The sequence below is a fragment of the Sphingomonas sp. FARSPH genome, from assembly GCF_003355005.1.
In the GTDB taxonomy this organism is placed as follows: domain Bacteria; phylum Pseudomonadota; class Alphaproteobacteria; order Sphingomonadales; family Sphingomonadaceae; genus Sphingomonas.
The window spans coordinates 3,154,500-3,166,874 of sequence record NZ_CP029985.1 but is presented as its reverse complement, the minus strand read 5'-3'; the positions used below and the strand labels follow the sequence as shown (position 1 = coordinate 3,166,874).

The window sequence follows — 12,375 nt, the reverse complement described above, 5'->3', positions numbered from 1 at the left end:
GACCCGCTATGCCATGGCACGCAGCCGCTTCCGCATCCGGGTCAACGGCACGACGACGCCACCGACGTGCGTATCGGCGCGTTCGATCGGCTCGTAGCCGCAGGCGGCATAGAGCGGCACGCCGCCGGCCGTGCCCATCAGTTCGACGGCGGCGAAGCCTTCGCCCTGCGCGGCCTGTTCGCAAGCGTCGAGGATCATGCGGCCGATCCCGCGCCGGACGTGATCCGGGTGCGTGTACATGGCGCGGATGCGCGCGGCGTCCGTTGCCGGATCGAGCAGCGCCGGGTCGCGCAAGGCGGTGCTATGGTCGCCGCCATAGAGCGTCGCTCGCCGGCTCCATCCGCCGCACCCGACCGGCACGCCCTGGTCCTCGACGACGAAATAGGTGCCGTCGCGCACCAGTTGCGTGTCGAGCCCCATCACTGTGCGGCTGGCGATGATCTGCGCCGGGGTCAGCACCGCCGCCTGGCCGCGGTCGATCGACAGCGTCATCAGATCGCGGAGCGCCCCGAGGTCGGCTTCCGCAGCGATGCGGATGGTCAGGCCGTCGCTCATGCCGCCAGCTCCAGCCGCCACGTCTCGCCCTGAAGCGGAACGCCGAAGCGGTCATGCACCGCCGTCTCGACGCAAACGAAACCGTGCGCCGCGTAGATGCGGCGCGCCGACTCCAGCACCGTGTGCGTCCACAGCGTTAGCGTGCGATAGCCGGTTTCCCGCGCGAAGCTGACGCAGCGCGCGACCAGTGCATCGCCAATGCCGCGGCGGCGCGCGAAGGGTTCGACATGGAGCAGGCGCAGTCGGGCAAGGCCGCCACCCTCGTCGGTCACCAGCACCGCGCCCGCCATCACCCCGTCGATCTCGGCGACCCAGCATTGCTCGCGCTCCGGGGCGAAGTCCCGCAGAAAGGCCGCCGTCACCTCGCTTTCGATGACCTCCAGTTCGCGGCCCCAGCCATGGCTGTCGGCATAGAGCATCGATTGGCGTGCGGCGATCAGTGCGGGTTCGCCGGTGCGGAACGGCCGGATGACGAACGGCCCGCCCGATGATGGCTCGAGCAGCAGCCGCGCGCGCGTCAACGCCTCGATCAGATCGCGCCGCGCCTGACCTTCCACGGTGCCAAGCAAGTCGCCGACCGCGCGGCTCTGCCGCTTGTCGACGACCGCAAAGGCCTCGCGCCCCGCCGCAGTCAGCCGCAGGTCGCGCGCGCGGGCGTCGTCCTCGCGCCGCGCACGCACGATCCAGCCGCGTTTCTCGAACCGCGCGACAAGGCGGCTGAGATACCCCGCGTCCATGCCGAGCGTGTCCTGCAACACGCTCGCCGTCACCGGCTCGCGCGTGGCGATCTCGAACAGCAGGCGCGCTTCGGGCAGGGTCGCCTCGGTGCCGAGGAACCGTGCGTCGAGCGCACCGATCGTCCGGGTGTAGAAGCGGTTGAATCGGCGGATGGCGGCGACGTCTGCATCTTCCATATCCGCCATGTTGGATCGTATTGGTTGACTGCGTCAAGTATTAGAGGAGCCGCGGCTCTGCCACCAGTCGCGCGCGAAGGGCCACCGTCATTTTCTTCCGCCACCAATGCGACTGCCGCGCAAACCACGTTCGAAAAGCCCATTCCGCTATCCCAAGGGTACAGCGAGGGGTGCAGTCGGAGGTACAACCGTCCCTGATCGCCGTCGTTAAGACGCGAAATCAAAGACTTGCAAGCGGATGGTCGGGGAGACAGGATTCGAACCTGCGACATCCTGCTCCCAAAGCAGGCGCGCTACCGGACTGCGCCACTCCCCGACGAAGCGTTGCGCCTAGGGCGACTGGCCCGGTAACGCAAGCATTTGGTGGGCCCGGCAGGACTCGAACCCGCAACCTAGCCGTTATGAGCGGCCAGCTCTAACCATTGAGCTACAGGCCCCACCGTCTGTCCCGCCTAGCGCAGCGCGGGGTAAAGAAAAAGGGCGCTTCCTGCGACAGGAAACGCCCTTTTTGAACGTGCAACATGATGCACCGGCGCGCCGGGCGAACCCGACGCAGCGCGATTACATGTTGTCGGCCTTGGCGTCGGCGGCGTCGCGGACGTTGTCGGCAGCGGCGTTCATGTTGTCAGCCGCATTCTCGAGCGTCGCGGCAGCCGCGGTGTTTGAGGTGTTGTCAGCCAGGGCGTCCATGTTGTCCGCCTGCAGTTCCATGTTGTCGGCCAGCGCGTCCGCGTTGTTCTCAACGGCGGCAGCTTCAGGCGACTTCGAGCACGCAGCGACGGACATCAGGCCGGCGGCAGCGAGAACGAAAGCGATCTTCTTCATTCGATTGCTCCCAAGCAAAGCAAAGGTTCGCGGCCGGCCCGATTGCCGACGCGAGACAGCCCAAATACCGCACGACTCCCCCCGGTCAATGCCGAAATTCATTCGGCAGCAAGCAATGCGGCCGATTTGAGGCAAATCGTTACGCCAATGCATCGTCAAATCGTGCGCTTTCAGGGCCGTTATCGCCGGGGCGTCACGGGGCCGATATCCTCCGGCGCGTTGGCGACGATGGCCAGCATCGTCGTCCAAGCGGCGACGTTCTGGCGCAATTGCTCCGGGTCGATTCGGTCGAGCACGTCATCCGGCGTATGGTGCGTATCGAAATAGCGCGTGCCATCCTGGTTGAGGTCGATCGCTGCGACGCCCAGCGCCAGCGTCGGGCCGACGTCGGTGCCGTCGCCGCCGACTCCCGCGCCGCGCCCGATGCCGAGCGGCGCCAGCGCGGACTGCAGCCGGTCGGCGATCGGTTTCGCGCCATCGGGCAGATTGACCTCGAACCGCCACACCCGGTCCGCGCCGAAATCGCTCTCGCCTGCGGTCGCGTGACGTTCGCCACCATGAACACGGGCGTATTCCTTGCCGCCGAAGCCGCCGGGTTCCTCCGCACCGAACCAGACGACGCGGATCGTCCGGCGCGGGCGCGGCCCGTCGAGCAGGCGTTTCGCCGCCGCTGTGGTGATCGCGACGCCGCTCGCGTCGTCGATCGCGCCCGTGCCGAGGTCCCAGCTGTCGAGATGCCCGCCGACCAGCACCACGCCCGCCTTCGTGTCGGTGCCCGGCACCTCGGCGATGACGTTGCCCGACGTACCCGTGCCCGCGAAGCGCGGCGTCAGCACCAGTTTCATCGTGATCGGTTTGCCGCGTTCGGCCATCCGCTCGAGCAATTCTGCGTCGGGGACGGACAGCGCGGCGGCGGGAATCGGCGTCACACCCTGCGGCCAGTTGGTGCCGCCGGTGTGGGGATTGCGGTGGTGATCGGTGCCGATCGAGCGGATCACCGTCGCGACCGCCCCCTTGCGCGCCGCCAGCGCCGGCCCGATGAAACGTGCGACGCCATAGGTGCCGTAGCTCGACCCGTCCTGTGCCGGCTGCATCGCATTGCCGATATAGGCGATCTTGCCGGCAAGGCTGCCGTCGGGCGCATTGGCGAGATCGCCGTAGGTCTTGAACACGACGACGGGCGCGGTGATGCCGCCCGCGGGCGTCGCGCCCGAATTGCCGAGTGCGACCAGCTTCAGCGACTGCGGGAAGGGTGCGACGACCTCCGCACGTTCCTCGCCGCGCAGCCACACAGGCATCTGATACTCTTCGATGTGCACGTTGCGGAAGCCGAGCGCCTTCAGCTTCGCGACCGCCCACGTCCGAGCGCGCGCCTCGGCGTCGGTAGCGGCGAGCCGCTGGCCGACTTCGGTCGTCAGCCCCTCGACGATGTCCCACGCCACGTCGTCCTTCAGCGCGGCATCGCGCAACGCCGCGACCTTGGGATCGACCTTCGCGGGCAGCGGCGGCGCGGTGCGCTGCGCGGCGAGCCCGGTCGGCAGGGTCGCTGAAGCGGCGAGCGCGAGCAGGGCGATAGCGGTACGGTTCATGGTTTCCCCTTTGCGTTCCAGAGCGTTGCTGCGGTTTGACGGCCCAGGCCGCGCAGCACAAGCCGGGCATTTGCGCACGGGGCACGGCGTCGCTACATGCTGCGGCAAATCCCAGCCTTTCCCCGTCTTTCGATCAGGAGCCGTCGGCACATGGCCGTCCAGTATACCTACGTCATGAAGGGTCTGACCAAGACCTTCCCGGGCGCCAACAAGCCCGTGCTCAACAACATCCACCTGCAGTTCCTGCCGTCCGCGAAGATCGCGATCATCGGCCCCAACGGCTCGGGCAAGTCGACGCTGATGAAGATCATGGGCGGCATCGACCAGGATTATCAGGGCGAGGCCTGGGCCGCAGAGGGTGTGCGCGTCGGCTACCTGCCGCAGGAGCCGCAGCTCGACCCGACCAAGACGGTGATCGAGAACGTCCGCCTGGGCGCGGGCCCGATCGTCGACAAGATCAACCGCTTCAACGCCATTTCCGCCGAGATGGGCGATCCCCAGGACGATACCGATTTCGACGCGCTGATGACGGAGATGGGCGATCTTCAGGCGGAGATCGACGCCGCCGACGGTTGGAGCCTCGATTCGCAGCTGGAACAGGCGATGGAGGCGCTGCGCTGTCCGCCGTCCGATTCGCCGGTCACCAACCTGTCGGGCGGTGAGAAGCGCCGCGTCGCTTTGTGCCGCCTGCTGCTGGAAAAGCCCGATATCCTGCTGCTCGACGAGCCGACCAACCACCTCGACGCCGAAAGCGTCGCGTGGCTGGAGAATTTCCTCAAGGAATATACCGGCAACGTCATCCTCGTCACCCACGACCGCTACTTCCTCGACAATGTCGTCAACTGGGTGCTCGAGCTCGATCGCGGCCGTTATTACACGTACGAGTCGAACTATTCGGGCTACCTGGAAAAGAAGGCGAAACGCCTCGAGCAGGAGGAGCGCGAGGAGCAGGGCCGCCAGAAGGCGATCGCCGACGAACTCGCCTGGATGCGCCAGACCCCCAAGGCGCGCCAGACCAAGTCCAAGGCGCGTATCCGCGCGTTCGACGAACTGATGGCGGCGCAGGAGAATCGCGCGGTCGGCAAGGCGCAGATCCTGATCCAGATCCCCGAGCGGCTCGGCGGCAAGGTGATCGAGGCGAAGGGCCTGACCAAGGCCTATGGCGACAAACTATTGTTCGAAAACCTCGACTTCAACCTGCCGCCGGGCGGCATCGTCGGCGTCATCGGCCCCAACGGCGCCGGCAAGTCGACGCTGTTCCGCCTCATCACCGGCCAGGACCAGCCCGATACGGGGACGATCGAGGTCGGCTCGACCGTGCGCCTCGGCTATGTCGACCAGAGCCGCGACGATCTAGACCCCAACAAGAACGTCTGGGAAGAGATTTCCGACGGGCTCGACGTCTTCCGCTTCGGCAAGCAGGAACTGGGCACGCGCGCCTATGTCGGCGCGTTCAACTTCAAGGGGCAGGACCAGCAGAAGAAGGTCGGCCAGCTGTCGGGCGGTGAACGCAACCGCGTCCACATGGCCAAGATGCTGAAGGAGGGCGGCAACGTCCTGCTGCTCGACGAGCCGACCAACGACCTAGACGTCGAGACGCTGCGCGCGCTCGAGGAGGCACTGGAGACGTTTGCGGGCTGCGCCGTGGTCATCAGCCACGATCGCTTCTTCCTCGACCGCCTGTGCACGCACATCCTCGCGTTCGAGGGCGACAGCCATGTCGAATGGTTCGAGGGCAATTACGAGGCATATGAGGAGGACAAGCGCCGGCGGATGGGCGATGCCGCCGACCGTCCGACGCGCCTCGCCTACAAGAAGCTGACACGCTGATGACCGCGAGCCGGCCGCGGGGGGACGACCTCGGCGGTTGGCTCGCCGCGAACGGGTTCGAGCCGGCGGACGGGCCGGGGACGATCGCCGATGTCGCCTTGGTCCGGTCGCTGTTGATCGCCGCCGCGCGCGACGAGCGGGCGCTGAGCTATAGCGAGATATTGCGGGCGCTCGGCCACCGCTTCACCCGACCGAAGATGCGTGCGCTGTGCAAGACGCTCGACGCGATCGATACTGCCGGTGCGGCGGATGGTGAGCCGGGACTGGCGGTGCTGGTGGTGCGGGAAAGCGACGGCCTGCCGGGGCAGGGCTGGTGGGTCGGCTCGGCCGAGCGTGGCTACACGGGACCGTGGGAGGGGCCGGAGGCGGCAGCGCATATCGCGGAACGGCAGCGGGCGGTGTTCCGATATTGGCGGGGTAGTAGACCGCCAGCGACAGCAACGTCCCATATCCGTTCGTGCTGAGCTTGTCGAAGCACGTGCCCCATGGATACTGCCCTCGACACGTCCTTCGACAAGCTCAGGACGAACGGAGGATTTGCGGGCAAGCCGTCACCGCACCCGTTTCACGAACATCCGCCCGTCCTCGCGCCGCTCGGTCTGGAAGTTCGGCACCGCTTGGATCAGATCGGACAGACGCCGATAGCCGTAATTGCGCACGTCGAAGCTCGACCGGTTCCCCGCCAGCTGCCCCATCGCGGACACGCTGACATAGCCCTTCTCGTCGCGCTTCACCGAGCCGTAGGCGTCGATCAGCAGTGCCACCAGGTCAGGGTCGATCGGCTTCGCTTTCGCGGGCGCCCCGCCGTTGCCGTTGCCGATCGCAGCGGGCAGCGATTCGCCGATCGGCACCTCGACATTGGCGGGCTTGGCAGGCTGGACCGGGGTCATCAGCGCATCGACGTCGATGAAGCGCGTGCACGCCTGCTTGAACGCCTCGGGAGTCTTGGCGCTGCCGAAGCCGTAGACGGGAATGCCGTCCTGGCGGATGCGCATCGCGAGCGGCATGAAGTCGCTGTCCGACGACATGATGCCGAACCCCTCGATCCGGCCGCGGAACAGCAGGTCCATCGCGTCGATCGTCATCTTCATGTCGGTGGCGTTCTTGCCCTTGGTCAGGTCGAACTGCTGCTGCGGTTCGATGCCATGGCGCACCGTCATGTCGCGCCAGCCCTTGAGGCCGGGTTTCGTCCAGTTGCCGTAGACGCGCCGGACGTTGACCGTGCCCAGTTCGGCAAGGACGGTCAGCACGGGGTCGATCGCATGCCAGCTGGCATTGTCGGCGTCGATCAGCAGGGCGATGTTGCGGGTGGTAGCGTCGGCCATGGCCGCGGTGGTCGCGGCACCGCGCGCGCCGGTCAACGAAAAAGACGCGGCCTCAGCCGGTCGCTGTTCATCAGGCTTGTGGATAGCTGATCGTCGTCACCTCATATTCGCGCTCCCCGGCGGGCAGCATGACGCGGCGCAGGTCCCCCGTTGCGGCGCCGCGCAGCGCGCGGGCGATCGGGGCGTTCCAGCCGATGCGACCCGCACCCGCATCCGCCTCGTCGTCGCCGACCAGGGTCAGAACGCGCACCTGATCGTCCTCGTCGACGATCGTCACCGTCGCGCCGAACCAGACGCGGCTGCGATCCTGTTGCTGTGCCGGATCGACCACCTTCGCAGCCTTCATCCGCTTCGACAGCCAGCCGAGCCGCCGGTCGATCTCGCGCAGCCGCTTGCGGCCGTAGATATAGTCGCCGTTCTCCGACCGGTCGCCGTTGCCGGCGGCCCAGGATATCGTCTCGACCAGCTGCGGTCGCTCCGTCGTGAACAGCGCCTCATATTCGCGGCGCAGCGCGGCGAAGCCTGCGGGCGTCATGTAATTGGGACGGTCCATGATCGGCTCAGCCCGGCCGGTTCTTGCCGAGATACCAGCTGAGGTTCGCAGGGCCATGGCTCTTCGCCCGCGCCGGATTGATGAGATCGTAGACGACCGCATTCTCGAGCACGCGCTGTACATAGTTGCGCGTTTCGGAAAAGGGGATAGCCTCGATCCAGTCGACCATGTCGACGGCGCCGGTGCGCGGATCGCCGTTCGCGCGCAGCCACTTGTTCACATTGCCCCCGCCCGCATTGTAGGCGGCAATGGCGAGCGGATAGCTACCGTAATTGGTGTAGATACGCTGGAAATAGCTCGATCCCAGCTTGATCGACAAAGCCGGATCCTCGGTCAGCGCGGAGGCCGCATAGGTGAGGCCCATCTTGCCCGATTGTTCGCGCGCCGTCGCCGGCATCAGCTGCATCAGCCCGCGGGCACCGGCGTGGCTGACCGCGGTGCGATCGAACTGGCTTTCCTGCCGCGCGATCGCGTGGATCAGCGTCCAGCTGTCCTCATAACCCGCCGGTACGGACACGGTCGGAAAGCCCGCCGCCGAATAATCGCTCAGCCCGTTCTGCATCGCGCTGCGCCCGACCAGTACGCCGAGGTCGGGCCGATTGATCTGACGCGACAGTTCGGCGGCGAGCAGGTGATCCGTCTCGCTGTCCGCATCCGCCGCGATCTGGCGGATGAAGGCGGTCTGATCCTGCCAGTCGCCGATCTGGCCGAGGAAGCGCGCCGCGCGCACGGTCTCGCGGTTGGCGAAGGCCTGGCGCGTCGCGGCGGCGATCAGCGGCGTGCCGATCACCGGCGGCGCGACGAGGGGGCGACCGATCCGTTCGAGCGCGAGTTGGCCGTAGAACTGGTCGCGATATCCGGCGGCCTGCGCGTAATAGCCCGCCGCGTCGGCGCTGCGTCCGGCCGTCTCCGCGGCGCGCCCCGCCCAATAAAAGCCCTTTGCCCGCGTCTGCGGCGACATGCTGCCGCGGCCATAGCGGTCGAACATGACCATCGCGTCTGCCGGCCGGCCGAGCCTGCGCAGCGCGGTCTGCCCGGCCAGCCAGACGAGACTCGTATAGTCGTCCCGCTCGCCATAGGGCTTTTTCGACACGTCGGTGCCGGCGGGATAGGCGTCGTCGACCTGCCGCGCGATGTCGTAGGCGACCTGATACTGGCCGTCATGTTCCGCCTCGCGCGCGACGGTCAGCAGCGTCTCATACCATTTCTCGACGTTCCCCGGCAGCGCGGCGAGCGGGCGACGGTTCGCAAGACCGCTTCGCACGCTCGCCCCCGCACCCGCGGCGCGCATCCAAGCCGTGCGGTCGGCGATGTAGCCGGGATCGGCGGCGTAGGTGGCATCGCCGGCGGTGGCGAGGCTGGTGGCGTCGGGTGCGTTGGTGCGGAACGACAGGCGCGCGGCGAAGACCGGCCGCCGCGCCGCACTGGTCCAGGCAAGCTGGCGCTGCGCGAGGGCGGTCGCATTCTGCCACAGCAGGGCGTCCATCCGGGCGTCGTGGTCGTCGGGCGACAGCGCGCCGGCAAAGCTCGTCTGGACATAGCTTTCGTCGGTCGGCGGCAGGATACCCCGCCGCCATGCCGCGCGCGCCGCGGCCTGCGCCTCCGTCATCCGGCCGACCGCCTGCAACGCGCGCGCCTGCGCGACGAAGCCCGTCGCGGTCTGCGGCGGGAAACGGTTGAAGAAGGCGATCACGTTAGCCGGCGCGGCGTTCGCCGCCTGCCGCTCGGCGGCGCGGCGGCTGGCGCTTTCGCCCGGCCAGCCCGGATGCGCCATCAGGAAGCCGGCATAGCTGTCGAACGGCAGCGCATCCGTCTGGCGCAGCGCGCGCCACTGCGCGATCGTCGCCGCCATCGCGCCGTCGCTGGGCGTCTGCGGCGCCAGCGGCGACATGTTCGCCATCTGCGTGCGATACCGATCGAGCTGGTCGGTCCCGTCCTGTTGCGGGATGGCGACGACACCGGCGAAAGTGGCGAGGAGAAGGCCGATCGGCGCGCTGGTCGGATGCATGGTCGCAAGGATAGAGAATCCTGCGGAACCTGTCCTGAACAAATGACAGCGCGCGTCACCTTTCGTCGCCCGTTCCAACGCTTCGTCGCGGCCATCGCGGGCCCGGGCGCGCCGCTTGACTCGCGCCGGACCGCGTCGCACGGCAGCCGCCATGTTTTCCGGCTCCATTCCCGCGCTCGTCACGCCCCTCACCGATGATGGCCATTTCGACGAGGCCGCCTATCGCGCGCTGATCGACTGGCAGATCGCGGAAGGCTCGTCGGCGCTCGTCCCCTGCGGCACGACGGGCGAGGCCGCGACGCTGACCGCGGACGAACATTTCCACATCGTCGGCGTCTGCGTCGCGCAGGCGGCGGGCCGCGTGCCGGTGATCGCGGGTGCGGGGTCGAACGACACCGTCGTCGCCGCGGCCAACATCGCCCGCGCCAAACGGGCGGGGGCGGATGCCGCGCTGATGGTCCCGCCCTATTACAATCGGCCGAGCCAGGAGGGCATCTACCAGCATTTCGCAAAGCTGGCAGAGACGGCGGAATTGCCGATCGTCCTTTACAACGTCCCCGGCCGCACCGTCACCGACATCCAGCCGGCGACGATGGCGCGCATCGTCACCGCGTTTCCCAAGGTGTTCGTCGCGGTGAAGGATGCGAGCGGCGCCATTGCACGCGTCTCGGCGCACCGGGCCGGCTGCGGCGCGGACTTCGTCCAGCTGTCGGGCAACGACGACATGGCGCTCGCGTTCAACGCGATGGGGGGCAGGGGTTGTATCAGCGTCTCCGCCAACGTCGCCCCGCGCGTGTGCGCCGAATTCCAGGCGGCGTGCCAGGCGGGCGATTATGTCAAGGCGCTGGCGTATCAGGATCGCCTGTACCCGCTCCACGATGCGTTGTTCACCGACGCCTCGCCCGGTCCCGTCAAATACGCGATGACGCGCGTGCGGCCCGGCTTCCCGGCGGGCCTGCGCCTGCCGATGACCTGGCCGTCGGAAGCGTCGCGCGCCGCGGTCGACGCCGCACTGGCGCATGCGGGGCTGATTTAGGAAGCGACAGCTAAGGCCCAGGAGGCGACCGGCAAACCGTTGCGGCGTGCGGGTGACAAATGTGTTCGTCGCAAGCCCGCGACAAACGCTGATGGTAACGCCGGATCGGTGTCTGCAGCCCGTCGTACTTCCACAATCCGGCCGACTTCATCGATCAGCACGCAGGCGCGCACGTGGACCTCCCGAGCGATCGGCATCACCGGCCGGCCGATGAGGCGTGCCCGGACATCCAGGCTTTCAGTCGGGGGACACCGCGAGGATGGTGGCAGGACGAGCGCGATATCGCTTACGGCTACGTACCGGGGATTTTCGACGTCGAAAAGCTGAAGGACGGGCGCCGTGGGTTGGACGGGATCGATCATCGGCACCGAAAAATAGGGATCGATCATCGTCAAGTAGAAGGGCGCGAAAACGCTCGCAAGCGCGATGGCGCCGAAGCCGTGAATGCCAAGAGAACCCATCGCGGCCCGAAGGTCGATCATGATGTAATACTATCACACTAAGGTTACCGGTCAACGGGGCACGTCGCTGCTCTTCGGCCCGTGCCTCGGCCGTTGGGAATGATTGATCGGAGTGCAGACGCCCGCTTCCCCTTTGCGCCGACCATGCCTACATCGCGCGATCCATGCCGCGTCCCAAACCCGCCACCTTCGACAAGAAGAAGATCGTCGCCGAGAACCGCAAGGCGCGTTTCGAGTATAGCATCGACACCGTCTACGAGGCGGGGATCGCGCTGACCGGGACCGAGGTGAAGTCGCTGCGCTTCGGCGAGGGTTCGATCGCGGAAAGCTATGCGGAGGTGCGCGACGGGCAGGTGTGGCTAGTCAACGCCAACGTGCCGGAATTCAGCCACGGCAACCGCTTCAACCATGAGGCGAAGCGGCCGCGCAAGCTGTTGCTGCACGAGCGCGAGATCAACAAGCTGCACGGTGCGGTGGCGCGCGAGGGCATGACGCTGGTGCCGCTGTCCGTCTATTTCAACAGCCGTGGGCGGGCGAAGGTGGAACTGGCGCTCGCCAAGGGGCGCAAGACGCACGACAAGCGCGAAGCGATCAAGGAGCGCGACTGGAAGCGCGATGCCGCGCGTATCCTGCGCGACCGCGGCTGACGGCGCGGGGCGTGCCGTCGTCTTGGCAGCGGCTCGTCGCTTGGGGGCGGCGCAATCTGCCGACGCGCGAATCGATGGAATCGAACCGGCTGCTACGCCCCGTCGCACATCGCGTGATGGAGCCGGGCCTGTGGCGCTTCACGCGCCGTTCGGTGCCGCGCGGCGTCGCATTGGGGGTGGTCGCGGGCTTCCTGTTCCCCGTCGCGCAGATCGCGATCGCCGCGGTGTTCGCGCTGCCCTTTCGCGCCAACGTGCCGGTCGCGGCGCTCACCACGTTCATCACCAACCCGTTCACGACGCCCTTTCTGTGGTTCGTCGCGTACAAGATCGGCGCGTGGCTGTTGCGCAGCGAGGCGACGACGATCGTCCAGCCCGCGGCGGAGGTGGCGACGGGCTGGCTGCACCGGTTGACCAGCGCGGCGCACTGGCTGTGGGCGCAGGGTCCGGCGTTCGCGCTCGGTCTCGTCGTGCTGACCGCCGCCTGCGCCGCGCTTGGCTATGCCGGGTCGGCGCTTGGATGGCGGGTGTGGATCGCGCGGAAATGGCGGCATCGCCACGCCAATCGGCCGATTGACGAGGCGTCTTAACCAGTTACAACACGCGCCATCGAATGTTTCTTTCCAAGGACCTAT

Annotated in this window: 13 protein-coding genes and 2 tRNA genes; 5 read left to right on the top strand and 10 right to left on the bottom strand. The window is 67.4% G+C overall.

The genetic code is table 11. The features are described 5' to 3' along the window. Window positions 1–6: 6 nt before the first annotated feature. The 6 genes from DM480_RS14995 to DM480_RS14970 all read right to left on the bottom strand — a co-directional run bounded on the left by DM480_RS14995 (window position 7) and on the right by DM480_RS14970 (window position 3,883). Complete coding sequence (locus DM480_RS14995; protein ID WP_115380303.1) at window positions 7–555, bottom strand: GNAT family N-acetyltransferase; 549 nt, start codon at window positions 553–555, stop codon at window positions 7–9. Next, on the bottom strand, window positions 552–1,469 hold the full coding sequence (locus DM480_RS14990; RefSeq protein WP_198665968.1) for a bifunctional helix-turn-helix transcriptional regulator/GNAT family N-acetyltransferase: 918 nt from the start codon (window positions 1,467–1,469) through the stop codon (window positions 552–554). The genes DM480_RS14995 and DM480_RS14990 overlap by 4 nt, the downstream gene beginning before the upstream one ends. Window positions 1,470–1,708: 239 nt before the next feature. Next, a tRNA-Pro gene (locus DM480_RS14985) sits at window positions 1,709–1,785 on the bottom strand. Between the two features lie 45 nt (window positions 1,786–1,830). Then, window positions 1,831–1,906 (bottom strand) — tRNA-Ile (locus tag DM480_RS14980). Between the two features lie 124 nt (window positions 1,907–2,030). Next, window positions 2,031–2,294: a hypothetical protein gene (locus tag DM480_RS14975; RefSeq protein WP_115380299.1), complete on the bottom strand. Its 264-nt coding sequence runs from the start codon at window positions 2,292–2,294 to the stop codon at window positions 2,031–2,033. A gap of 179 nt (window positions 2,295–2,473) precedes the next feature. Continuing rightward, window positions 2,474–3,883: a M28 family peptidase gene (locus DM480_RS14970; protein WP_115380297.1), complete on the bottom strand. Its 1,410-nt coding sequence runs from the start codon at window positions 3,881–3,883 to the stop codon at window positions 2,474–2,476. Between the two features lie 150 nt (window positions 3,884–4,033). Here DM480_RS14970 and ettA point away from each other — a divergent pair, with 150 nt between their 5' ends. After that, entirely contained in the window at window positions 4,034–5,713 is a 1,680-nt protein-coding gene (ettA, locus tag DM480_RS14965; protein WP_115380295.1) for an energy-dependent translational throttle protein EttA, read from the top strand. Further along, entirely contained in the window at window positions 5,713–6,177 is a 465-nt protein-coding gene (locus tag DM480_RS14960) for a ribose-phosphate pyrophosphokinase (RefSeq protein WP_115380293.1), read from the top strand. The genes ettA and DM480_RS14960 overlap by 1 nt, the downstream gene beginning before the upstream one ends. An 87-nt stretch (window positions 6,178–6,264) precedes the next feature. Here the strand turns inward: DM480_RS14960 and DM480_RS14955 are convergent, their stop codons facing one another. The 3 genes from DM480_RS14955 to DM480_RS14945 form a co-directional block, all read right to left on the bottom strand. Next, window positions 6,265–7,038, bottom strand: coding sequence for an NYN domain-containing protein (locus tag DM480_RS14955; RefSeq protein WP_115381429.1), 774 nt, complete (start codon window positions 7,036–7,038; stop codon window positions 6,265–6,267). Window positions 7,039–7,108: 70 nt separating this feature from the next. Further along, window positions 7,109–7,591 (bottom strand): transcription elongation factor GreB, encoded by a 483-nt coding sequence (gene greB, locus DM480_RS14950; RefSeq protein WP_115380290.1) that lies wholly within the window; start codon window positions 7,589–7,591, stop codon window positions 7,109–7,111. Between the two features lie 7 nt (window positions 7,592–7,598). After that, complete coding sequence (locus DM480_RS14945) at window positions 7,599–9,599, bottom strand: lytic transglycosylase domain-containing protein (RefSeq protein ID WP_115380288.1); 2,001 nt, start codon at window positions 9,597–9,599, stop codon at window positions 7,599–7,601. A gap of 151 nt (window positions 9,600–9,750) precedes the next feature. Between DM480_RS14945 and dapA the strand changes: the two genes are divergently transcribed. Next, the gene (gene dapA / locus DM480_RS14940) at window positions 9,751–10,635 is read left to right on the top strand and encodes a 4-hydroxy-tetrahydrodipicolinate synthase (RefSeq protein ID WP_115380286.1); all 885 of its coding nucleotides are present in this window, start codon (window positions 9,751–9,753) and stop codon (window positions 10,633–10,635) included. Here dapA and DM480_RS14935 read toward each other — a convergent pair. Next, entirely contained in the window at window positions 10,632–11,117 is a 486-nt protein-coding gene (locus tag DM480_RS14935; RefSeq protein WP_115380284.1) for a hypothetical protein, read from the bottom strand. The two genes, dapA and DM480_RS14935, sit on opposite strands and share 4 nt — an antisense overlap. Before the next feature lie 143 nt (window positions 11,118–11,260). Here DM480_RS14935 and smpB point away from each other — a divergent pair, with 143 nt between their 5' ends. Then, a complete protein-coding gene (smpB, locus tag DM480_RS14930) occupies window positions 11,261–11,743 on the top strand; it encodes an SsrA-binding protein SmpB (protein ID WP_115380282.1) in 483 nt (160 codons plus the stop codon). A gap of 74 nt (window positions 11,744–11,817) precedes the next feature. Next, window positions 11,818–12,330: a DUF2062 domain-containing protein gene (locus DM480_RS14925; RefSeq protein WP_115381427.1), complete on the top strand. Its 513-nt coding sequence runs from the start codon at window positions 11,818–11,820 to the stop codon at window positions 12,328–12,330. Window positions 12,331–12,375: the final 45 nt, after the last annotated feature.